A 22,385-nucleotide genomic window follows, 5' to 3' on the forward strand; every position below is an offset into this window, starting at 1 on the left:
CTCACTCCTTCGTTACACATAACACTTCCCACTCTTCACGAATCATTCCCATTCGAATAGAATCATAGTATGTTCCGTTATAGTATCGGCATTTTCGCATTCTACCTTCTAAGCTCATTCCTATTTTCTCTGCTACTTTCATCATTCTTTCATTGCCAGACCAAGTTGTAAGCCCCACTCTACCAATCTCCATATTTTCAAATAGTAAGTCCCTATATAATGTTAATGCTTCTGTACCGTAGCCACCATTCCAGTATGTTGGATCATAAATAACAATTCCCATCTCCAACCAACGCGTCGGTTTATGCTCCCAATAAAATCCGACTGTCCCTATAATTTGATCGTTATTTTCTATAATTAAATTTGACAGCGGTTCTGCTTGTAAACGAGTTTTCATCTTTTCTTTATAGGACGAGTATCCTTGTATTGAAAACGGAAAATACGGCGCATCCCATTTTTTCCACTCTGGATTTTCTTCTTTAAATATGAGATTCCATAATGTTTTTATATCTGATTCTTCAATTGTACGAATTGTAACTTTGTTTCCCTTTAATATAACGTTTTGCATAATTCCCTCCTACATCCACCACTATTTACTATATATTATTATAATATTTTTTCAGAAAAATCAAAACATAAACCTTCAATCATTTAATAATACTATTACGCCGAGGAATTTCATTCATACTTTTATAAAACTAAAGCAAAATGAAGTTTCCGAAGATAAACTATATAACAAATTAGAAGAAATACGATTTCAACGCCTACGGCAATAAAAAATAGGAGGATAAATCCCTCCTATTTTCAGCTATATATTTTTCACTCCTTTTCATTTTTTTCAAAAAGAATCCCTTTCTCTATCCAGCCTTCTACCCCATCTTTTTTAATTAAATCATACCCTGTACAACTACCATCAATGAGAGAAACAATATCCCCGTTTCTAACGCTTAATTGCGCACAAGAAATATCCGTTTTCACTGTATACTCACCTGATTCAAGTTTCTTTATATACTCGTTTTTCACATGAAGTAGTTCATTTGTTCCGAGTTGTTTACATAGGGTAAAATCTTTCATTCTCTCCACAGGCTCTATGTAATAATGTGGATATGTAACCCCGCCCTGCATTACCGAATTCGCATTAAAATCGGCCAATACTTCATACTGTGAAAAATGATCTACATATGTATAGGAAAATGTATCATTTAAAATATCTCGATGAATAATAAATGCATTTAATTGCCCTGCTTCTTTAATCGCATTACCACCATCAATCGCAATAATCTTTTTCTCCTTATCAATAACTGGATTGTTGGACGGGGCTTCATCAGAATAGTTCACAACAGGCCAATGCCCAACTATTACATACTTATTTGCTTTATGTGATTTATTATAAAACTCCGGCATTGCTATCGCATTTTTTCGTTCTGTTTCTTTCCAATCTTCTCTATCTTCAAGGCCAGCATGTACAAAGATATAATCCTCAGTTTCAATAGCAGTTGGCAATTCTGTTAGCCACTTTATTTCTTTTGAGAAATGGCTCATCAATATATTTTTCACTTCACGAATATTACTTTCTTCATGAACTGTATCGCCCAATTTCCCTAGCCATTCGTTAAAAATTGTATTTTTTCGCGTACATAAATAATTAATTAACGCAGGATGTTCATTTACAAGCGCTTCAATTACAACTTCACAATTCCCTTCAGTTACATAAACATTTGGCTTGCTAACTACTAAATCCATCACATAGTTTACGACGCCAATGCTATCGTTCCCCTTCTCACAAAGGTCTCCATTTATAATTAAATAATCATCATCTTTAAAATTAACTTTATGTAATAATTCCTTTAAAAGATTTAATTCGCCATGAATATCAGATATTACGATAACTCTTACACCTTTTGGGATTAATAGTTTCTGAATTTTTTCCAAGTATAAACTCCCCTAACCTTCTTCTAATTCAATATCATCGTCTCAATTATAAAGAGACTATTCGACAAAATAAGTAATTAACCCTCCTCATTCTTCAATTCTAAATTAAAAGGGGTTCCATATGTTCTCACACATAGTACCCCCTTAATATTATAATTCTTTATAAAAAGAATAGCTTACCTTATCATAGCCTTCTCTTTCATAAAAACGATGTGCATCAATCCTTGGAAACGCTGATGTAAGGACGATAGAACTGCACCCTTTTTCTTCCCCCCATTTTTCTACATATGACAGCAGAACCTTACCATATCCTTTTGATCTGTGAGCTTCTGCAGTTACAAGATCATATACGAAAACATGTTTCTCATTATAGAAATTCGTACAAATTGCTACACCAGCGAGACTAACAACTTCGTCATCTTCATTCTGTAACGAGAGTAGTTTATAATTTTCGTCTTTCATTTTTTGAAATAAAGAACTTGCTTCTTCTCTTGAAAGTTTTGTTCGTAATTGCTGTAATACAGGGAATACATCATGTAAATCAGCTTCTGTTACTACTTCTCTAATATTCATTATGATTCTCTCCTTACTATTTCAAAAGTTTTCTAAATGTTATATCATCATTATAAAAAGTAACTGCCCCTAACTTAAGTGACAGTTCGATTATTTTTTATATGGCCAGTTTTTAAAGGAGAATTTATAAAAATGGATCTTACTATCCCATTGCAATTAGAAAGTAAAACACCAATTTACTTACAAATTTACGAATATATGAAACGAGAAATCTCTCATGGATCACTGCCTGCCGGTACACGCCTTCCTTCTCACAGAAATTTAGCTATGCAACTTAATGTTAGCCGTATTACTGTTGAATCTGCTTATCAACAATTACTGGCTGAGGGTTATGTAGAAAGTAAACCGAAACGTGGGATTTTTGTTGCAGAAGTTGATATTGATGTCATTCAAAATAAACAAAAATTTTTGCCAAACAGCGCAAACAATATAAAAAAAGAACAATATGACTATGATTGTAGCCAAGGGCTTATTGATCAAAAAGCTTTTCCAATTACAAACTGGAAAAGAGCATTACACGAAACTTTATTCCAATATGAAAATGAATTATTTGCTAAAGAAGATCCACAAGGTGAATTCGTTCTACGAGAACATATTTCAAAGTATTTATATCATGCTCGCGGGGTACATTCTACATCTGATCAAATTATTATCGGAGCCGGTACGCAACCTCTTCTTTGGTTACTACTTCAACTGCTTGGTTCAAAAAAAGAATACGGAATCGAAAACCCTGGATTTCATCGTATAACTGCTATGATTCAAAGCTCTGTTCTTCCTGTTCACCCTATACCTCTAGATGATAAAGGGATTCATATTTCAGCTTTACGTGAATCAGGTGCTAATGTAGCATACGTCACTCCATCTCACCAATTTCCACTTGGAATAATTATGCCTTTATCTAGAAGACTCGAACTATTAAAATGGGCGAATGATTGCGGGGGATATATTATTGAAGATGATTACGACGGGGAATTCCGCTATGTAGGGAAACCTATTCCTTCTTTACAAGGACTGGATTCAAATGAACGTGTTATTTATATGGGAACCTTTTCAAAATCCTTTTTACCTTCTTTACGAATGGGATATATCGTTTTACCACCTCATCTTTTAAAAACCTATAAAGAACTTGAAGGTAAATTTAAACAAACTGTTTCCACAATACAGCAACTCGCTTTTGCCACCTTTATTCACAATGGTGATTGGGAGCGTCATTTAAACCGTAGTCGTACGTTATATAAAAGAAAGCATACATTACTAGTTAAATCTATCAAAAATGAAATGGAATCTCGTGTTCAAATACTTGGTGAACAGTCCGGGCTGCATATCGTACTTCACGTTAATAATGGGATGAACGAACAAGAACTTATTCATGCAGCTGCGAAACAACGCATTAAGTTGTACCCTCTCTCCACATACGATTCTGTTCATAATTTAAGGAAGGCATCGTATGTATTACTCGGGTTCGGCAGTATTCCCGAAGATAGTATCGAAACGGTTGTCAAATTACTGAAAATAGTCTGGTTCCCTAACTAAAAAAAACTCCACGTAAGTTATACTTACGTGGAGTTTTTTTAGTTACTATTTTTCTGATACTTGCCCTGATTTCGCTGTCCTTCCTGGACGCTTTACACCAGTTGTTTCTGTTGAATAAGAAGCTTCAATTATAGCACTTGGATCTACAGAGAGAACGAGATCTTTCATTTTCGGATAAATGAAACGGTTTGTAATACAATAAATAATTCTCTGGTGCTCTCCTAAAAAACCACCTTCTCCATGTAGATACGTAACAGACAGTTGTAATTCTTTCATAAGCAGTTCGCCAATTTCTTTATTTTTATTCGAAATAATCATGACGCTCTTCCCTTGATTAATACCGTCTAATATGAAATCTATCATTTTCGTAACAATATAGAAAATTGCTAATGAGAACATCGCTTGCTCAATTGAAAATAAAATAGCAACAAATACAAAAATAACCGCATTTACAGCAAGTAAAAATGTACTGATCGGTACTTTAAAATGCTTGTTCATCCAAACAGCTAACATTTCTGATCCATCAATTGCCCCGCCCATTTTTACAACGATTCCAACACCAACACCAAATAGAACCCCTCCATAAAGTACAATTAATAATTCAGAAGTCGTAATTGCTGGAAATGGTTTTAAATAAATCAATCCGAGTGTTGTAACAACATTTGCATAGGATGTACGGATGAAAAACTTCTTCCCCATTACTTTTGCAGTAAATAGCAAAATCGGGATATTAAGTCCTAAAAACACTCCGTAAAGCGGTAATCCAGCAACTTTATTTGCCATAATAGCAATCGCGGTTACCCCACCGTCTACTAAACCATTAGGCGCTAAAATAAGCTCTAGTGAACCCGCTACAATAATGGAGCCAATTGTTAATAATACGTATTCAAATAATTTTTTCATTCATTACCCCCAAAACTTATATATTTTCTTAGTATTATCATAACTAATTTTTTTCGCAAATACAAAGAAATTGCTTTATATACACACATTTTTCACCTTTTTGGTGATTCTTATGTAGAATCTCAAAATTTAATACACTTTATACAAAAATAATACCCCCCTAATTTTTACCTCTTAATAACATTATGTTATATAATCAATTTAGAGAATTTACAGAAAAAGGAGCTCTTTCATGCTACAACAATTGTTCACTTCACCTATTTTATCTGTTCAAGCTTTGCATCCAGGCTATGTAGACCATGCAAGCGACGTGTTTCTTGTTAAAACAGAAGCTGAAGAAGTTATTGTTCGTTCCTCAAAAATGACTGAAGAGCCCAACAATGATTTTTGGTGGGGATGTAAAAACCTTTTTGGAATTGATCCAAGGAACGTACATCATTTAGAAACAATACACGCATTATTGAAAAAGCATACTACCTTACCCATCCCTACTATTTTGCAAAAACATGTTTTAAATGGGCGAGAGTATGTAATCGTCGAAAAACTAACCGGAAGTACGCTGCAATCATTTATCGGACAACCTGATTCTATTTTATTCAGCCTTGGAAAAGGACTAGCAGAAATTCATTCGTTTCAAGCAGAGTTTATAGGAAACCCATCAAGTACTTTCCACATTCCACTAGAAGAATTTAAGTCTCACATATTAAAAGTCAGTAAAGATCTTGTAAATAGGTTCTATTCCGATAATGTTAGCATCCATAACGCATTTCATACTTTTGAGTCACAACTCTCTTCCTTGCCAGCACCGAAGGAAGCTACACTCGTTTTAATTGATATGGATCCTACTCAGTTTTTATCAGATGGTACAACTATTACCGGCTTAGTAGATACAGAGGCTTTTGCAATTGCTCCACGAGAGTTTGATTTTATCGGCTTAGAATATGTATTTACAGAAAAAGAGGCTCATACTTTTAAAAAAGGTTATGAAACCATTATGCCCATTCCTAGTCTTAAAGAATGTAGACAACCCTATCGATATTTATATCGCTTATTATCTGTTCAGGGTAATGTGGAGTTAGAAAAGTGGTTACGTCATCCATCCTATTTTTAATAACGATTGCGAGGGATTATGAAATGAATATTGAAAAAAAGAAATCTTTAACAACAAACGAAATTCAGCAAATGAAAGATTTAGCTCATATTTGCGGGCAACAAGATAAAATTGATTACTCGTCAGAGTTGCATGTCAACTTTTTAACTGCTCGTAATAAAGATGTGATAAATGATTTTCTATTTTATGATGATACTCAATTAATCGGTGCATTGAGTATGTATGACTTTGAAAGACCGAAAAAACTGGAGTTAATAGGGTTTGTTCATCCGAACTATAGGAAACGACATATAGGCACTACTCTTTTACAAACCGCAATGAAAGAAATACAAGAAAGAGAAGCAGATGAAGCCCTTCTTATAATTAATGGTGACTCTATTTCAGGGAGATCATTTGCAAAACAAATGAACTTGCCTTATTTATATAGTGAGTATGGTATGGAGTTCAAAACAAACGAAGCACAAAAAACAATGAAAAATAATATTAACCTTACCGTTGCATCTTCTGAATTACTTCCTGATCTTATAGAAATCGCTAGTGAAGCTTTTGGAGATTCAGCAGCAAATACGTCCACATGGCTACAAAAAATGATGAAGTCACCTTCTCATCAAGTTCACATTGCTCTTATTAATGAAAAAGCAATTGGAACGATTACCGTTACTGAGCAAGAGCAATCTACTACACTATCAGGATTCGCAGTTCATCCTTCTTATCAAGGTAAAGGGTATGGTAAAGATATTCTTAGTTATATGGTACATACACTTATTACAGATGGAGTTTCAACAATTGAATTAGACGTCGAAACGAAAAATAACAATGCTTTAAAACTATATACACAATGTGGTTTTGAAATTAAAACGAAGCATGACTATTATAATTTAATGAATTTTGAAGAGAATACATATGTCTAAAGAACTAATTTATTCTGATTATGATGTTTTTGCAGACATTTATAATAAACATTGGGGACATTTTGCAGAACACTCCTATCCAGCCTATCATAAATTCGTTTTACAAGATGCCGCTTCCCACTCCCGTATATTAGACCTTTGCTGCGGGACTGGGCACCTTACTAGGAAACTAATTGATAATAATTTTATAGTAACTGGTATAGATGGTTCTGCTCAAATGATTGAACACGCACGTCAAAACGCGCCAGGTGCATCCTTCATCGTCGATGATGCACGCTCATTCAAAGTGGGTGAGCAATTCCACTTTGTCATTTCAGCCGGTGATAGCTTAAATCATATACTTAAATTAGATGAGCTAAAAAACACTTTTCATCATGTTTATTTAGCATTATATGATGGAGGTACATTTGCATTTGATATGAATATGGAGAAAGGTTTTCTTGAAAATTGGAGTGCGTCCTTTCACATTTCAGAACAAAAATATGTCTGTACGATAAACTCTACTTATGACATTGAAAGAAAAAAAGCAGTGATGAACTTTATACTATTTAAGCATGACATAAATGATAATTGGAAAAGAAGTGACTTTTCTTTTGAGGAAGCTTGTTACTCCAATGAAGAAATAATTTCTTCGTTGGAATCTGTAGGATTTAAAAACATTCAATTACATGGTGCAAATAGAACTTTTTTCATTTGTCAAAAATAAAAAAACTGAATCATAACGATTCAGTTTTTTCTTAATATATTTACAACAGCAGTCGTTTCATTATTTTCTTTATAAACACGTGGAATTCTTCTGTCTAACATACATGTAACTTCATAGTTAATTGTACCTAACATATCCGCTATTTCTTCTACTGCGATGTTTTCTTCACCTTGTTTACCGTAGAATACTACTTCGTCCCCAACTTGTACTGGCATTGCTTTTGAAACGTCTAACATGAGCTGATCCATACAAACACGACCAATAACAGGTACTCGAACTCCATTTATTATTGCATGCCCTTTATTAGATAACTGGCGATTATATCCATCAGCATAACCAATCGGTACAGTTGCAATCCATTCCTCACCAGTCGTTACATACGTATTCCCATAACTTACACCGCGATTCTTCTTCGCATGTTTAATATGAGCTATTTTTGATTTTAACGACAACGCAGGCTGTAAAGAAACAACTGAATGATCTACCTCTTTTGAAGGATACATTCCATATATTCCAATACCGACACGAACCATATTTTGAAATGTGTTGCTAAGTTCCATTGATCCTGCACTGTTTGAACTATGAATATATGGAAAATGAATTCCCAATTTTTTTGCTGTATTTACAGCTTTTTCGAATAGACTTGTTTGCATATTCGTATATGCTTTATCAGTTTCATCAGCGGTAGAGTAATGTGTAAACATTCCTACCACTTCCACATACTCCATGCGGTTTAATTCTTCTAAAAATGGTTTCACTTCTTCTTCTTGTAAACCGATACGACTCATTCCTGTATCAATTTTCACTTGAATTTGTGCTTTCTTTTGAAGACGGTTTGCAATTTCATTTATACTTTGTAAATCTTCAATTCTATAAACAGTCATCATAACGTCATATTGAATTGCCTCTTCCACAGCTGCTACTGATGTATAGCCTAAAATTAAAATCGGTACAGTGATTCCAGCTTCTCTTAATTCTATTGCTTCATCTACAAATGCAACTGCAAGTTGGTTTATTCCTGCTTCGATAGCTGATTTGGCAACTTCAACTGCTCCGTGGCCATACCCATTTGCTTTTACAGCAGCCATCATTGCAATATTTTCATCATTCACGCGTTTTTTAAATTCTTTTACATTATGTTTTACAGCATTTAAGTCAACTTCAACAATTGTATCTCTTCCATATTTCAAGCTCATTGGTCTAACTCCTAACTCAATAATTACATTCCATTCTATTTCACGTTTCATATGACCTTTTACAATATAATACTTTTCAATATGCTAGTCAAACTACTAGAATTTTCGGAATTTTGAGTATGATATAATACCCTTAAGAAACTATTATATACGGAGATGAGGAGAATTACAATGTTTGTACAATCTGCGTTGCACCAACTTAAAGTTGCTATTGATAGTTCTATTCATATGCTTAACCACTATACTGAAAACGAATTGAACATAAGACCGATTCAAGCTAAACGTTCCCTATTTGAAATGTATACACATCTTTCACTTATTTGCCATGCGGATTTCCTCATATTAAATGGTATTACGGAAAAAGATTTACATACCTTTTATATAGAACAAACACCAAAAACAATTACTCAAATGCAACAAATGATGATAAAAGGGTACGAACTACTTTCTAAAACTTTCTTATCCTATTCCAATGAAGAGTTAGCGGAAATTATGACTGCTTATTGGGGAATTTCTTATTCTCGATTCGAATGGTTGCTTGAAATCGTTGCACATTTTTATCATCATCGCGGACAAATTCATATTTTATTAGTTGAACATATTAAAGATCCTTGCATTCCTTTATTCGAATAAAAAGAGCGGAAACAAAACCAATAAAGAGTATCAATCCTAATAAAACAAACGTCTGAGCGTAGTCTCCTATTTTCATAAGATAAATAGAAATAATAGGTCCTATACTAGTTCCTAAAAATAAAATAAAAGTATAAATAGAAACTGCTATTCCCCTCGCTCCCCCTCCTAATTGGCCAACAAGAGAAACTAAAGACGGAACAGATATAGCAATACCTATTACAAAGCAGATGCTCATCATTACAAGTAGCGGCAGCTTCGAAATAAAGCCCATTGAACTTAGACCAAAAATAGCCACCAACAATCCGCCCTGAAGAACTCGCCTTACTCCGAACCTCTTTGTTAAACGACCCGCAAGTGGTGACAGCAACATACCAAATAGCCCTGCTAAGCGAAAATAAATAATTTGTTCTGGAGTTAAATTGTAAGTAGGAGAGCTCAAATAATTTCCTAAAACAGTATACATATTAACAAAAGCCATTAATAAAACAAATGCAATCATATAGCTCAATACTAAGCTTTTATGTGTAAAAACTTTACCCATCTGTTTAATTGGTCCAAAAATATCAGTATAGGATTGAGACGTTTCCCCTTTCGGAAGAGAATAATGAACCCATACAGCAGTAATGATATAGACAATACTAAGAAGAAAGAACACCATATGCCATCCAAAATGCTGACTAACAGCCGTACTTATTACTTGCCCTACAATTCCAGCTACTAAAAAGCCAGTACTGACAAACCCAATTGTTGTAACCTTTTTCTCTACTGGAAATATTTCTACAACGTAAGCCAACGCTACTGGAGAAAATGTAGCTGCTGCTATACCCTGTAATCCTCGAAGAATAACAAGCCAGAATAAGCTATCCACGAACCCTAAGAAAAAAGAAACAATCGAGAGTGCAAGCAATCCAATAAAGATCACTTTTTTTCGCCCATATTTATCAGAGATTGCCCCAAATAACAAACAACCTATAGCAAAGCCTACAGAAAATATACTGCCTGTAGCCGCAGATTGCGCTAATGATACCTTAAAAAGGTCTGAAAATAGAGAGGTTAAAGGAATCGTCACATATAGGCTGGACATAACTACCATGCCTGCCCAACATAACACCGCTGTCATTATTGTGTAATTCCTTTCACTATTTACTTCTTTTGATATTTCCATCCTAAAATCTCCCCCTTACAATGATTTTCCCCATCGGTTTAAAACATCTAAAGTAAACTACTCAAAACGACATTCCTTCAACACTTACTTAATTTGTTTACGTTAAAAGACATATCACCACCCCTCATTAAATTAGCTAAACATATAATAAGGTAACCTAATTATATGTTTAAATAAAAAAGTTGACTCACACAATCAACTTCTTTATCTGCCTTCTCCTAATTTCTTCTGCATAGTTACTTGCATTTTATTTAATAGCTTCTCTAAAGTTTGACGCTCTTCTTGACTAAAGTCATCAATTAATGAAGCGCAAGATGACCAAAAAGTCGGTAAAGAATGCGTAACTAGTTCTTTTCCTTTCGGAGTAATTTTCACCTTTAATCTTCTTCGATCTTCAGAATGATTGAATCTTACGATTAACTCTCGTTTCTCCATCCAATCTAATAAGCCAGTGACAGAAGCACGTGTAATCCCTAAGCGGCTCGCAATATCCGAAGGACTCATGTTCACCTCTCCCCCATTCGATTCCATTTCACGCAAAATAAACAACAGTAAAAAATCTAATTTACTTTCTGAAATACCAAGCGGAGCTAAATCTACATCAACAGCATCTAGAACATTATCAGACGTCCATAACATTAACAAACCAAGTTTTGCTGCGATTGGATCCGTATCCGCTGATGCTGTCTTTTTTATTAACTCTGCATAAGGCTCAATCCCTAAAGGAAGAGCATCTTTTTTTGAATCCATTCATTTTCACTCTCCTTTCTTTCATTTAATTAGCTTACCTAACTACTTTTTATTATACTCATTTCCTTCCTTTTATTGCAAGAATATTGTTAGACAAAAAAATCCTGTTTTTAAAACAGGATTTTTCATACTGACTAACTAATATCTCTAAATAATCCCAAACTCTTTTAAAGCAAAAGAAATGCCACCTTCACTTGATTTCTTTGTAACGAAATCTGCTCTTGTTTTTAACTCTTCTCCGCCATTCCCCATCGCAATTCCTAATCCTACATACTGTAACATCTCAATATCATTCCCACCATCTCCGAATGCAATTGCTTCTGACTTACAAATTTTTAGATGTTCCAATACCTTTTGAATTGCAGTTAGCTTCGATACTTTATTATCTTCCAACACATTCATAACGTAACCATGAAAACGTTCAAACGTAAGTGCTGGATATCTTTCAAAGAATTTTTGAGCTTCTGTTTCATCAGCATACAGACATACACAATAAATCTCTTCTGATAAGTTTCTAACTTTGTCAGGATAATGTTCTAAATTTAACGTTTCATTTAATGCTCGTATTACACGTTCGTCTTTTGAGGCAATACCATTCATTACAAATTCTTCTGTAAAATAAGAAACACTATGACCATGTAATTCAGCAAAATTTGAAATATCATGAACAATTTCACTTGAAAGTACCGATTTATGTACAACTTCATCAGCACATTTTATATGTGCACCATTTGCAGAAATAAACGTATTTATGCCCAGCTCTTTAAATTGTGAGCATAAACTATATGGTCTCCCTGTTGTAACAACTACGTGAATTCCTTTATCTATTAACCTTTGTATCGCTTCTTTTGTGCTTTCATGCATACTTCTATCAATCTCGCTTAAAAGAGTACCGTCAACATCAAAAAATACAACTTTGTACATATCCTCTTACATTCCATCTAAATGATTTGTATCATTTATAAAATGAATAGTTTTCTGTTTATCCGTAAGTTCAATCAAACTAATTCCCGTATCTCCCATTTTAAAATAATAGTCCATGCTAATTGGCATTTGGAAAAACGCTCGTAAAATACTATTTATTACACCACCGTGTGCAACAATTGCAATTCGGTCATATGTATTCTCTGTCACGATTTTAGAAAAGATTCCTTCTATTCTCATTCTAAATTCGATAAATGATTCCCCGTTTTCAAAACGATCATGGAGAAATTTTGGCTCTGGATATTTTTTCGCTTCTTCAAAGGATAAACCGGCTTGTACTCCATTATTAAACTCCATTAATTCTTCTTCTAGTTGAATTGGGCATCCAATTTCTTCCGCTAATGTTTCAGCCGTTTCTCGAGCACGTTTTAATGTGCTTGCCCAAATGAAATCTGGCGGGAAATCCGCTTTCACTTTCTGTACAAGTCTTTGTACTTGCTGTCTTCCCTTTTCTGTTAATTCAAAGTCAGCTCGTCCTTCATGTACATTTAAAATGTCGGCTTCTGATTCTCCGTGGCGTATTAGTAGTATTTGCATGTTTCTCCCGCTCCCTCGTTTAATATTCACAAAATTCCATTATATCATATTCTTAACTTTATATAACAAAAAAGGAACGGTTTCCCGTCCCTCACCCATTCACTTTCTCTGCATCATTCCAATAATACTTACTAAATGCTTCCGTTAACACATCAATGGTATTATATAGTTCGTCTAGCGTATTATCCACACCACCCACTTCAATTAACATTGCGTTTTTAGATAAGTCTTGATTATATACACCATTTCCTTCTTTTTTATCCTTAGGGAATATTCCTCTACTTATTCCGTAATAGTTTTCATCTAAATAGCTATTGATCGCCCTTGCAATTTTTTCATTTTCAGCACGCCCTTCGTTTTCCATCCCAATAATAAAATATAATCTTGCATACGATTTCCCGTTAATGACTTTTGTTGTTACCTTCTTTCGCTGATCATCACGATGTATATCAATCGGAAACGCAATTTTACTATTCTGTGCTAATGCTTCTTTTACATATCCATGAGATGCTTTATACGACTGATACCATACCCATTTTTTGCTTGCTAGTAAATCACCCATATTCGTTTTATCATGAATTACTGGAATTCCTTGTCCTTCAAGTTGCTCTTTCATACGTTTCCCTAGTAAAGATACATTTACATCTGGGCTAGATGGATCGGTTGCCCCTGGTAATAATGGAAAGAAGGATTCCCAGCTGTGTGTATGGTAAATATATACTGCACTTTCACCTTTTTGCGTTCCATTCTTTTTTTGCACTGGATTTTTCTTTTCTGCTTCTGTAACTTTATCTTTTGCTACTTCTCGATTTTTCGTTACTTCCTCAATTGGTACACTAGATTCATTAGGAATATTCGTATAGTTTGTCCCTTCCCCAGCTACGATAATGTTAGAATAATATTTTGACATACCGGGTACTTCTTTACCAACAAACGTTCTTAAATCTTTAATTTTTAAATCCGTCGCGATAGAGAATAGTAAACTTCCAACTGAGTCCCGTTTATATTTTTTAAAATAATCATATCCATAGTAATGATTCTCACTTTCTATCATTTGAACAAAACCTTGCATCGATACTTTTCCAAACCACTGATTCGCATAATAAGATTTCATTGTATGTAAAAGTGACGTCACAATCGACGCCATAATAATTACTACTAGTGCATATAAAAAGAGTAATGAAATTAGTTTCTTTCCATGTATACGAGTTGCAAACTTTTTCACTGTATCACCTTCTTTATACATGAATATGTACAAGCTTTATGTAATATACGCACAAAAAAAGAGAAATGGCATCCCATTTCTCCTTCTCACTCTTATTGTTCTTTACCTGTATCATTTGAAGGTAATTTCTTTGCTTGTTTTTCTTTAAAAATTTCCCCAATCGCACCAAGAGTACCAAGTGTTTCAATTGCATTAGATGGAATAAAGACTTTATTTGCTGGCCCTTTCGCAACCTCAATCAATGATTCAAATGATTTATAAGCAAGTACGCGCTCATCTAAATCTGCTGCACGAAGTAACTCAATTCGATTTTGTTCTGCTTTTGCAATTTCATCAATCGCTCTTGCTTCCCCTTGCGCTTCTAATTCTTTTGCTTCTTTTATACCTTCAGCTTCACGAATACGTGCTTCTTTATCCCCTTCAGCCATCAAGATTTTACTTTGTTTTTCACCTTCAGCACGAAGAACCTTATCTTGTTTTGCAGCTTCCGCTTCTAAAATGATCGCACGTTTATTACGTTCTGCTTTCATTTGTTTTTCCATCGATGCTTGCACATCTTTTGGCGGGTTAATATCTACTACTTCAACACGTTCAATACGAACGCCCCATTTTTCTGTTGCTTCGTCAAGCGCTAAGCGAATTTCTGTTGAAATTTTCTCACGACCTGATAATGTTTCATCAAGTTCCATTTTACCAATAATTTGACGCATAGTTGCAGAAGTAATATTGCGAACACCATATTCATAATTAGAAATACCGTATGTCGCAAGTTCTGGTTCAACAATTTGATAGAAAATAATTGTATCAATTTCTACTTGTACATTATCTTTCGTTATTACCTTTTGCGGTGGTACATTCGTTTGTTGAATACGTAGATCATGATATACACGAACGCGATCTACAATCGGGATTAAAATATTTAATCCTGGGTGCATAATGCGCTGAAATTTACCAAACCTTTCAATAACCCCAACTTTTTGCTGTGGGATAATTTTAATCGTCAATGCAACAAATACAACGACAATCAATGCGAAAATAATCGTTAACGTTAATGCTACTACCATATTTATTCACTCTCCTTTTTTACTTGTAAAATAGTACTATGCCTCTTTATAACAACGACTTTTTCTCCAGCATCAATAGGAGTATCCGAAATAGCTGTCCAAGTATCTCCATCCACTTTCACAATACCGTTCACTTCACTTGTAATCGCTTGCATAACAATTCCCTTTTTACCAACAAGTTTATCTACTGTATCAGTAAAACCTTTTGCTTCTCGAAAGTTTTTTGAAATTCTTTTCGTAAAGAAGGTCAATGTTAAACTGACAATCGCACCAGCAACAACTTGTAAAAATAGTGCATCAGGAGCAAACAAAGCAATAAGACCTCCGACAACAGCTCCAATCCCAAGCCAAAGCATGTAAAACGTAATCGACAACATTTCTGCGATAAATAAAATACCTGCTATTATGAACCAAATCACCCATCCGGCCATATGCAACCCTCACTTTCTTTCTCATTTTCTATATGTATATGAAGAAAAGAATGGTTTATCCGCCCTTTCTCATAGAGGGGCGTTTGCTACAAGCTATTATATATATTCGCTGTTACAACAAGCATTAATAAAATACTATATTAATATATTCTTCATTATACATGAAAATTCCTTTCAAAAAATGACAAAAAATTTAATTCTTTCAAAAATATAACCAGCAGATTATAATAATTATAATTAAAAAGCATTATTGATTTGAAAGGTGGTATTTTTATTGGGGAATTGTTCACTGGTTTACTATTTAGGTTCCAAAATATGTATTACCCTTGCTGACATTGTATACGTAATGATTATTACAACTCACATCTATATCACAACTAAATCAGCTACAATTACCGCTCTCTTTCCATTATTACAAGTTATTACAAATCTTATCGCTAACATATCTGCACCACTTATAATGAATTGGCTTCCATCTTATACGTTGCTATATACTCTGCAATGGCTGAAAACAGCTCTTTTGCTATTATTAATGATTTTATTCCCGGTCTTATCCACAAACATTTTAGCTCTATTAACTTTCATTTTTTTCATTTCATTATGTAGTGGGTGGAGTGCTCCATTACTATACAGCATCCTTCCACGCCTAACACCAAAAGAAAAATTGGTAAAAATAAATAGTATCTTTTCCTTTTCAACACAAATTGCACAAGCGACAGCTTATTCATTTACAAGTATTATAGTTCTTCTCATTGGCGCTAATTCTACACTCATGATTAATAACATTTTGATGATTTTTGGATGTGTTGCATTACACTTTTCATTACGTTCCATACATACTGAACGAGTAACAGAGCCTTCCTCTTCAAAAAGCACCGCTTTATTAGAAGGCTGGAAACTATTATTTCATCACCCTTCTTTGCGCACAGTTACACTAATGGACTTAATTGAAACTTTCGCAGGAACAATATGGATTGGTGCTATTACGATGGCATATGTAACGACTATTCTACATAAAGGTGAAGAATGGTGGGGATATATTAATACAAGTTACTATGTCGGTACATTAATTGGTGGTCTAATAGCGTGGAGAATGAGTTCATACATTCAAAACAATTTAATACGCTCCATGGCGTTAGGCTCTCTTATGTTTAGTATCCTTACGTTTCTATATGGTGTTACAAGCAACGCATTTATCGCTATATTTCTTTGCATTCTAATGGGACCATGTTATCAAATTAGAGATATTTCTCAAACAACAGTTCTTCAATCAAGTGTCTCTCCTTCATTATTATCAAAGATGTATACAGCCCATGGTGCACTTCTCTCGACAGCTTCCGGCCTTTCTATGCTTAGCGTCGGCATTATTACTGATGTGTTCGGTGTTCGTACGATTTATATGATCGCTTCTTTTCTTATTTTATGTTCTGCCTGTTTATCTTTTAGCTTATTAAAATATCAGAAGACAGAGAAGAAAGATATTTCATTTTAATCTATAAAGCAAAAAGGACAGGGTTCACCTGTCCTTTTGTATTCTCTATTCATGATAAGTTTGGTATCTTTCTATGTTTTGTCGCTTGTTCAAACGCGTATGCTAGTTTAATTAATATTCCTTCACTAAAAGCAGTACTTGCAATCGTAATTCCAAAAGGTCTCCCGCTTTCCATATATCCCGCAGGCATTGCTATAGATGGATAACCTGCCTTCGCACATATAGTGGATCCTATATAGGATGGAAACAGAATCGCATCAAGTTTATATTTTTCCAAAGCAAAATCAATACCCTGTTCTTGAGAAAAATATACATCTTCTAATCTTGCATTTAAATATTCAGGATTTCTTAACGTGTTAGGAAAATCTATTCTTCTCTCTAATTTAGCTTGTCCATATTTCAAAGCTCTTTCTGCTATATTTTCATTAAACTCTATTAATTCCAACATAGAATGTACTGGAGTGGTAAAAGGTAATTTAGAAAGATAGTTATCTAAGCTATGCTTCAGTTCATAAAGCGGAACTCCCCAGCTCCATTCTCTGTGAAAAGAAGGAATATCAACATTTTCTACTACTGTCGCTCCCTCACTACGTAATACTTGGATCGTTTCCTTAAACAATTTTTCATCGTACTCACCAGATTCGTAATATTCTTTTGGTGCATTGCTAAACACACCAATCTTCGCCCCCTTTAAACCGTTAGCATCGAGGTAAGTTGTATAATCTTGATATGCCATTCCTTCACTTTTATGAGTAGCTACATCCTTCTCATCCACCCCAGTTAGACTCCCTAGCAAAATAGCAGCATCTGTTACTGTTCTAGCAAATGGCCCAGCTGTATCTTGTGAATAAGTGAAAGGAATAATTCCACTGCGACTAATTAACCCAACAGTCGGCTTAATACCTACAACCGAGTTTTGAACAGCTGGGCTCAAAATAGAAGCATCTGTCTCTGTTCCAACGGATAATACAGTAAAGTTAGCGGCAACTGCTATAGCAGACCCTGTACTGGAGCCACCAACGAACATATCATCCTCTCCTGTACCGTAAGGATTAATTGTTTGACCACCTCTTGCACTATATCCGGCCCACATTTCAAAAGACATTGCATTTGCTAGCTCTGTCATATTCGTTTTACCTATTATCACCGCTCCTGCTTCTCGCAATTTTGTAACGAGAAATGCATCTTCACTACTTATATTTTGTTCTAGGGCAATCGTACCTGCACTTGTATGCATGGAATCATTCGTTCCAATATTGTCCTTTAGCAAAACAGGTATACCATGCAATCGTCCCCTTACACCTTTTATCTTTCTTTCATAATCTAACGCTTCTGCAATAAAAATAGCATCCGGGTTTATTTCTAAAATAGAATTAATTTTCGGTCCATCTTGATCATATTGTGCAATTCTATGAAGATAATACATAACTAATTCTTTGGAAGATAACGTTCCTTCTTCCATTGCGGTCTGTATATCATGAATTGTTAATTCTTTTTTTAATACTGTATTAAACTGAATTTCCATTTATATTCTCCTTTATATCCCCTTTTAGTTTTTACGAATACTTCTTACTTTTTCATTTTTTCACCTCAACCTATTCCAAATTAATATCCCTTTAAAAGTTTCAACTTACTTTTTAATACACCTTTAATTTCCCGAAAAATAAAAAGAGTCTGAAACGAATTATCCTTCGCTTCAAACTCTTTTTATTACTGTGCATATACCTCATCTAACAAATGTAAAAACTCTCCCTGTTTTCCTGCTAATTCAGGGCATTTTGCAATATCAATCCATTCGTAGCAAAATACTAAACCTTTGTCTTCCTCACCAGCACTTACTTTATGTTCCCACGTATCTTTCACATCTGTTAATAATGAAATGTGGAAAAAATGACGTTTTTGATATTCCTTTTTTTCTTTCATATAAATAATGTAATCAGAAAGGAAGCGCTCGATACAAAAATGGCGTAGTCCTGACTCTTCTTGCACTTCACGTAAAATTGCTGCCTCTAACGTTTCCCCTTCATCTACTGTCCCACCTGGCACTTGGATACCAGCCTCTCGTATATCACGATGTTTAAAAACGAGTAGTTGCATAACCCCTTCTTTTTCTCTCGTAATATATGCATGTACCTTTTTCTTATATAACATCGTCATCTTAGCCCTCTCCCCTCAATTCATTACTGTGTTACTTCTTCAATCGTCAGTTGGTTTTCATATAAATATGTAGCTTGCGGATTCCCAACATAGCGTACATGCCACGGTTCATAACGATAACCGGTAATCCCTTCTTTCTCTTTCGTATATCGAATAATAAAACCAAACTTATGGGCATTTTCAGAAAGCCACTTACCTTCTTTCGTCTCCCCAAAAACAGTTTCTAACTGAAACTTAGCTGATTGAGATGTAATATCCATAGCTAGTCCTGTTTGATGTTCACTCGTACCAGGGACTGCACTAGACATCGCTGTCTTTGCTTCTCCATCTTGCCTTTTATACATCGTATTTAATGCTTTTTGTCGATCAAAAGATCTAAATCCAGAGACTGCAAAAAGGAAAATCCGCTCATTATTAGCTTGCTTAAACATTTCTTCAAGTGCCAACGCTGCCTCTTTCCTCATCTTTTTCTTCTCTTGATCACCTTCACTAGAGTAACGTACTTTCGGAATAACTAAATCTGGCGGTCTATACCCATCTGGTAATCGCCTATTTTTATTCACAAGTACAAGCATCGAATTTGGATTACTAATGACTGCGATATCTCCATCCATATTAGCAATCGTTTCTTTTGCTTTTGGGAATATATTATTTACATTTACTTCCCGCGCCTCTTGATCCTTGTACATCTTATAATTTATTCCTGCTACTCCAACAATTAGTATCATTGCTACGATACCAAGTAGTACCCATCTTTTTTTCATATAACGACCTCTTATTTTAATAATTTGGCCATTTCATACTCATCGACACCTTTTCCATCGATGATAAGAGCAGATTTTTTGACACCTTCTTGTTCAAATCCAATTTTGCTATATAGTGCCTGAGCTCTTATATTGTGGGCCATTACCGTTAATTCTAAACGCCATACATCATGTAATCTTGCCCACTTCTCTACTTCTTTAAACAAACTCGTTCCAATACCTCGGCCACTATACTCTTGCAAAATACCAATTACAATGCCTGCCACATGTCTCTTTCTTTGAATATTATTTCCATTAACTAAAATAAATCCTACTATTCTCTCTTCTTCAACTGCTACAAATATTGTCGCATATTCATTTTCTATAAAACGGTGGACCATCTTTTCTTGTTGCTCTACTGTAGTTTTTCGTTCTCCTGGTTCGTATAACATAAATTTCGTTTCTTCGTCTAATTGCTTACTTAATTGTAAAAATAATGCTGCATCTTCTACTCTAATCTCCCGAATCACCTTGATCACCCTACCCATTCCATTAGTTAAAAATTTTCCTTATAAAAAGATTTTCTCTACTATTCTGAAAAAACCCTTTCTAAATTCCTTACTATAAATAGACAAATTTCGATATTACTATAATAATAGTTAATTATGTCTATTATGTGACATTTCTTTCTAACCATAACTTATGTCCAAACAAAAAACGTAAGCTTTCCGCTTACGTTTTTCTCACTATTTGCGGGCAGTAAGAATCCCACTGATTAAAGTTTCACTTTATCCATTCACTTTTTCAGCTTGCCAAAAATATTCTCCAAATGCTTTAGCAAGAGCATCTATCGATCTATTTAATTCTTCCTCTGTATTGTCTACGCCACCAACTTCAATTAATATGGCTTGTCCTGATAAGTCCTGATTATAGACTCCATTTCCTGTTTGGAATCCTTTTTGAATTACACCACGGCTCACTCCTGGATATTTCTTATTAATCGTCTCATGTAAAGCCGTTGCTAATTGTAAGTTTTTTTCATAGTTTTTGTTACCTTTCCCGATTACAAAAGCAAGCTTCGCATATGATTTATCTCCAATTATTTTTGTCGTGACATTTTTCCGTGCACTATCACGGTGCAGATCGAAAAAATATTGGAGTTCTTTATTACCAGCCATCGCTTCTTGTACAATTTCTCGTGACAGTTTATAAGAACTATTACTGTTTAACCCTTTACTTATTAACTTTTGACCAACATCAGTTTTATCGTTAGTAGCACCGATCCCTTCACCTTCTAACTGTTCTCGCAATCGATCGCCAACTATTGAAATATTCGTTACAGAACTCGTTGCTTTATTTGGATTAGGATCATTCGTTAAGTTAAGTAACGGCAAATAAGATTCCCAGCTATGTGAATGATAAATAAATGCAACTTGTCTTTTTCCCGTCGTTTGAGATGGTTGTTTCTTCTCTTTATTCGGATCAGGCTTAGGAACATGTCCAACTTCTCCAGTCCGTTCCTTCACTACTTCTTCAAGCGGAACACTCGATTCTATCGGTAAGTTGGAGTAATTTGTTCCTTCACCTGCTATAACGATTTCTGTATCATATTTCCCAAATCCCGGAAGTTCTTTCCCGACAAAACTACGTACATCGTCAAAACGAATATTCGTAGCCATCGAAAAGAGGAATGAAGAAATAGAAAAGTCTTGATTCAAATTCCTGTACTCCTGTGTAAAATAATGATTCTCTTTCCCAATAACGTACATGTAACCATTCATTGATAACTCATTCAACCAGTTATATAAATACGTTGACTTCGTCTCTTTCATGGAAGTTACCATTACACTAATAAGAAAAAAAGTCGCTAATACCGTAGTAATAACAAATAAAATTAATTTGCGCACACTTGTTAATTTCACGTAAAAAAAGCCTCGATTCATACTATCACCCTCTCTATTTCAAGTTATGTACAAGCTCTAGAGAATAGACCGCTTAAATTTCGGCTATATTGTTAATGAGGTGAAATGAATTGAAGCTATTAATAGGAACATTACCAATCGCTCTATCAATTACTTTTTATTTACTTGCTTTACATCCTAAAATTCGTATTGTGCTCCATATTTCTGCGTACCTAGCATTGTATGTACTTGGGACTATAATTTCTATTACTATATATGATGTTTTAATACAAAATTTAGTTTTCATGACAAGCATTCATGGAATTTTACTAAATCCATTTTTTCTACTCGCAGGAGCATATATAGGTATATACGCGTTGTACTTAATTTTGTCTCAAATTATTATGAAACTAATGAATTCCAAAAATGGAGTGTAAC

At 34.5% G+C, this 22,385-nt stretch carries 24 protein-coding genes; 7 read left to right on the forward strand and 17 right to left on the reverse strand.

Annotated features, from left to right (window positions below; all coding sequences use genetic code 11):
• Window position 1: 1 nt before the first annotated feature.
• From BAU27_RS01215 to BAU27_RS01225, 3 genes are all read right to left on the reverse strand, one after another.
• Window positions 2-568 (reverse strand): GNAT family N-acetyltransferase, encoded by a 567-nt coding sequence (locus BAU27_RS01215; protein WP_071769910.1) that lies wholly within the window; start codon window positions 566-568, stop codon window positions 2-4.
• Between the two features lie 251 nt (window positions 569-819).
• On the reverse strand, window positions 820-1,932 hold the full coding sequence (locus BAU27_RS01220; protein WP_071769911.1) for a metallophosphoesterase: 1,113 nt from the start codon (window positions 1,930-1,932) through the stop codon (window positions 820-822).
• A 150-nt stretch (window positions 1,933-2,082) separates the two neighbouring features.
• Window positions 2,083-2,505 (reverse strand): GNAT family N-acetyltransferase, encoded by a 423-nt coding sequence (locus BAU27_RS01225; RefSeq protein WP_071745475.1) that lies wholly within the window; start codon window positions 2,503-2,505, stop codon window positions 2,083-2,085.
• A 132-nt stretch (window positions 2,506-2,637) separates the two neighbouring features.
• On the opposite strand from BAU27_RS01225, the gene pdxR reads away from it, so the two are divergent.
• Window positions 2,638-4,038 (forward strand): MocR-like pyridoxine biosynthesis transcription factor PdxR, encoded by a 1,401-nt coding sequence (gene pdxR, locus BAU27_RS01230; protein ID WP_071769912.1) that lies wholly within the window; start codon window positions 2,638-2,640, stop codon window positions 4,036-4,038.
• 45 nt (window positions 4,039-4,083) lie between these two features.
• Here pdxR and BAU27_RS01235 read toward each other — a convergent pair whose 3' ends face one another.
• On the reverse strand, window positions 4,084-4,941 hold the full coding sequence (locus tag BAU27_RS01235; protein ID WP_070139185.1) for a YitT family protein: 858 nt from the start codon (window positions 4,939-4,941) through the stop codon (window positions 4,084-4,086).
• A gap of 232 nt (window positions 4,942-5,173) precedes the next feature.
• Here BAU27_RS01235 and BAU27_RS01240 point away from each other — a divergent pair, with 232 nt between their 5' ends.
• From BAU27_RS01240 to BAU27_RS01250, 3 genes are read left to right on the forward strand one after another with little or no spacing between them, the layout of a single operon-like run.
• A complete protein-coding gene (locus BAU27_RS01240) occupies window positions 5,174-6,052 on the forward strand; it encodes a phosphotransferase (RefSeq protein ID WP_071769913.1) in 879 nt (292 codons plus the stop codon).
• 23 nt (window positions 6,053-6,075) lie between these two features.
• Window positions 6,076-6,963: a GNAT family N-acetyltransferase gene (locus BAU27_RS01245; protein WP_071769984.1), complete on the forward strand. Its 888-nt coding sequence runs from the start codon at window positions 6,076-6,078 to the stop codon at window positions 6,961-6,963.
• Window positions 6,956-7,669 carry a class I SAM-dependent methyltransferase gene (locus tag BAU27_RS01250; RefSeq protein WP_071769914.1) on the forward strand — a complete coding sequence of 238 codons (714 nt, stop codon included), beginning with the start codon at window positions 6,956-6,958 and terminating at the stop codon, window positions 7,667-7,669. The genes BAU27_RS01245 and BAU27_RS01250 overlap by 8 nt, the downstream gene beginning before the upstream one ends.
• Before the next feature lie 20 nt (window positions 7,670-7,689).
• Here the strand turns inward: BAU27_RS01250 and alr are convergent, their stop codons facing one another.
• Entirely contained in the window at window positions 7,690-8,865 is a 1,176-nt protein-coding gene (alr, locus tag BAU27_RS01255; protein WP_071769915.1) for an alanine racemase, read from the reverse strand.
• 171 nt (window positions 8,866-9,036) lie between these two features.
• Here alr and BAU27_RS01260 point away from each other — a divergent pair, with 171 nt between their 5' ends.
• Entirely contained in the window at window positions 9,037-9,498 is a 462-nt protein-coding gene (locus BAU27_RS01260) for a DinB family protein (protein ID WP_071745480.1), read from the forward strand.
• Here BAU27_RS01260 and BAU27_RS01265 read toward each other — a convergent pair.
• The 7 genes from BAU27_RS01265 to BAU27_RS01295 form a co-directional block, all read right to left on the reverse strand.
• Window positions 9,467-10,663 (reverse strand): MFS transporter, encoded by a 1,197-nt coding sequence (locus BAU27_RS01265; RefSeq protein ID WP_071769916.1) that lies wholly within the window; start codon window positions 10,661-10,663, stop codon window positions 9,467-9,469. The genes BAU27_RS01260 and BAU27_RS01265 overlap by 32 nt on opposite strands.
• 204 nt (window positions 10,664-10,867) lie before the next feature.
• Window positions 10,868-11,413, reverse strand: coding sequence for a MarR family winged helix-turn-helix transcriptional regulator (locus tag BAU27_RS01270; RefSeq protein ID WP_071769917.1), 546 nt, complete (start codon window positions 11,411-11,413; stop codon window positions 10,868-10,870).
• Window positions 11,414-11,560: 147 nt separating this feature from the next.
• Window positions 11,561-12,337 carry a Cof-type HAD-IIB family hydrolase gene (locus BAU27_RS01275; RefSeq protein ID WP_071745483.1) on the reverse strand — a complete coding sequence of 259 codons (777 nt, stop codon included), beginning with the start codon at window positions 12,335-12,337 and terminating at the stop codon, window positions 11,561-11,563.
• Between the two features lie 6 nt (window positions 12,338-12,343).
• Window positions 12,344-12,934 (reverse strand): histidine phosphatase family protein, encoded by a 591-nt coding sequence (locus BAU27_RS01280; RefSeq protein ID WP_071745484.1) that lies wholly within the window; start codon window positions 12,932-12,934, stop codon window positions 12,344-12,346.
• A 91-nt stretch (window positions 12,935-13,025) separates the two neighbouring features.
• On the reverse strand, window positions 13,026-14,180 hold the full coding sequence (gene spoIIP / locus BAU27_RS01285; RefSeq protein ID WP_071769918.1) for a stage II sporulation protein P: 1,155 nt from the start codon (window positions 14,178-14,180) through the stop codon (window positions 13,026-13,028).
• Between the two features lie 71 nt (window positions 14,181-14,251).
• Window positions 14,252-15,223, reverse strand: a complete 972-nt coding sequence (locus tag BAU27_RS01290; protein ID WP_071769919.1) for an SPFH domain-containing protein — start codon at window positions 15,221-15,223, stop codon at window positions 14,252-14,254.
• A gap of 2 nt (window positions 15,224-15,225) precedes the next feature.
• Complete coding sequence (locus tag BAU27_RS01295) at window positions 15,226-15,654, reverse strand: NfeD family protein (RefSeq protein ID WP_000929496.1); 429 nt, start codon at window positions 15,652-15,654, stop codon at window positions 15,226-15,228.
• A gap of 274 nt (window positions 15,655-15,928) precedes the next feature.
• Between BAU27_RS01295 and BAU27_RS01300 the strand changes: the two genes are divergently transcribed.
• Window positions 15,929-17,146: an MFS transporter gene (locus tag BAU27_RS01300; protein WP_071769920.1), complete on the forward strand. Its 1,218-nt coding sequence runs from the start codon at window positions 15,929-15,931 to the stop codon at window positions 17,144-17,146.
• A 49-nt stretch (window positions 17,147-17,195) separates the two neighbouring features.
• Here BAU27_RS01300 and BAU27_RS01305 read toward each other — a convergent pair whose 3' ends face one another.
• The 5 genes from BAU27_RS01305 to spoIIP (BAU27_RS01325) form a co-directional block, all read right to left on the reverse strand.
• Window positions 17,196-18,671: an amidase family protein gene (locus BAU27_RS01305; RefSeq protein WP_071769921.1), complete on the reverse strand. Its 1,476-nt coding sequence runs from the start codon at window positions 18,669-18,671 to the stop codon at window positions 17,196-17,198.
• 185 nt (window positions 18,672-18,856) lie between these two features.
• Complete coding sequence (locus tag BAU27_RS01310; RefSeq protein ID WP_071745499.1) at window positions 18,857-19,303, reverse strand: NUDIX hydrolase; 447 nt, start codon at window positions 19,301-19,303, stop codon at window positions 18,857-18,859.
• Between the two features lie 23 nt (window positions 19,304-19,326).
• On the reverse strand, window positions 19,327-20,067 hold the full coding sequence (locus BAU27_RS01315; protein ID WP_071769922.1) for a M15 family metallopeptidase: 741 nt from the start codon (window positions 20,065-20,067) through the stop codon (window positions 19,327-19,329).
• A gap of 11 nt (window positions 20,068-20,078) precedes the next feature.
• Window positions 20,079-20,576, reverse strand: coding sequence for a GNAT family N-acetyltransferase (locus tag BAU27_RS01320; protein ID WP_071769923.1), 498 nt, complete (start codon window positions 20,574-20,576; stop codon window positions 20,079-20,081).
• Between the two features lie 258 nt (window positions 20,577-20,834).
• Window positions 20,835-21,989 carry a stage II sporulation protein SpoIIP gene (spoIIP, locus tag BAU27_RS01325; RefSeq protein ID WP_071769924.1) on the reverse strand — a complete coding sequence of 385 codons (1,155 nt, stop codon included), beginning with the start codon at window positions 21,987-21,989 and terminating at the stop codon, window positions 20,835-20,837.
• Between the two features lie 89 nt (window positions 21,990-22,078).
• Here spoIIP (BAU27_RS01325) and BAU27_RS01330 point away from each other — a divergent pair, with 89 nt between their 5' ends.
• A complete protein-coding gene (locus tag BAU27_RS01330; RefSeq protein WP_071769925.1) occupies window positions 22,079-22,384 on the forward strand; it encodes a hypothetical protein in 306 nt (101 codons plus the stop codon).
• Window position 22,385: the final 1 nt, after the last annotated feature.

Origin of the sequence: Bacillus sp. NH11B, from assembly GCF_001884205.1 — a bacterium.
In the GTDB taxonomy this organism is placed as follows: domain Bacteria; phylum Bacillota; class Bacilli; order Bacillales; family Bacillaceae_G; genus Bacillus_A; species Bacillus_A proteolyticus.

Bases quoted from the DNA above. Each gene is read 5' to 3' on its own strand.
- BAU27_RS01215 (WP_071769910.1), bottom strand. From the start codon at position 568: ATGCAAAACGTTATATTAAAGGGAAACAAAGTTACAATTCGTACAATT.
- BAU27_RS01225 (WP_071745475.1), bottom strand. From the start codon at position 2,505: ATGAATATTAGAGAAGTAGTAACAGAAGCTGATTTACATGATGTATTC.
- pdxR (WP_071769912.1), top strand. From the start codon at position 2,638: ATGGATCTTACTATCCCATTGCAATTAGAAAGTAAAACACCAATTTAC.
- BAU27_RS01235 (WP_070139185.1), bottom strand. From the start codon at position 4,941: ATGAAAAAATTATTTGAATACGTATTATTAACAATTGGCTCCATTATT.
- BAU27_RS01240 (WP_071769913.1), top strand. From the start codon at position 5,174: ATGCTACAACAATTGTTCACTTCACCTATTTTATCTGTTCAAGCTTTG.
- BAU27_RS01245 (WP_071769984.1), top strand. From the start codon at position 6,076: ATGAATATTGAAAAAAAGAAATCTTTAACAACAAACGAAATTCAGCAA.
- BAU27_RS01250 (WP_071769914.1), top strand. From the start codon at position 6,956: ATGTCTAAAGAACTAATTTATTCTGATTATGATGTTTTTGCAGACATT.
- alr (WP_071769915.1), bottom strand. From the start codon at position 8,865: ATGAGCTTGAAATATGGAAGAGATACAATTGTTGAAGTTGACTTAAAT.
- BAU27_RS01260 (WP_071745480.1), top strand. From the start codon at position 9,037: ATGTTTGTACAATCTGCGTTGCACCAACTTAAAGTTGCTATTGATAGT.
- BAU27_RS01265 (WP_071769916.1), bottom strand. From the start codon at position 10,663: ATGGAAATATCAAAAGAAGTAAATAGTGAAAGGAATTACACAATAATG.
- BAU27_RS01270 (WP_071769917.1), bottom strand. From the start codon at position 11,413: ATGGATTCAAAAAAAGATGCTCTTCCTTTAGGGATTGAGCCTTATGCA.
- BAU27_RS01275 (WP_071745483.1), bottom strand. From the start codon at position 12,337: ATGTACAAAGTTGTATTTTTTGATGTTGACGGTACTCTTTTAAGCGAG.
- BAU27_RS01280 (WP_071745484.1), bottom strand. From the start codon at position 12,934: ATGCAAATACTACTAATACGCCACGGAGAATCAGAAGCCGACATTTTA.
- spoIIP (WP_071769918.1), bottom strand. From the start codon at position 14,180: ATGTATAAAGAAGGTGATACAGTGAAAAAGTTTGCAACTCGTATACAT.
- BAU27_RS01290 (WP_071769919.1), bottom strand. From the start codon at position 15,223: ATGGTAGTAGCATTAACGTTAACGATTATTTTCGCATTGATTGTCGTT.
- BAU27_RS01295 (WP_000929496.1), bottom strand. From the start codon at position 15,654: ATGGCCGGATGGGTGATTTGGTTCATAATAGCAGGTATTTTATTTATC.
- BAU27_RS01305 (WP_071769921.1), bottom strand. From the start codon at position 18,671: ATGGAAATTCAGTTTAATACAGTATTAAAAAAAGAATTAACAATTCAT.
- BAU27_RS01310 (WP_071745499.1), bottom strand. From the start codon at position 19,303: ATGACGATGTTATATAAGAAAAAGGTACATGCATATATTACGAGAGAA.
- BAU27_RS01315 (WP_071769922.1), bottom strand. From the start codon at position 20,067: ATGAAAAAAAGATGGGTACTACTTGGTATCGTAGCAATGATACTAATT.
- spoIIP (WP_071769924.1), bottom strand. From the start codon at position 21,989: ATGAATCGAGGCTTTTTTTACGTGAAATTAACAAGTGTGCGCAAATTA.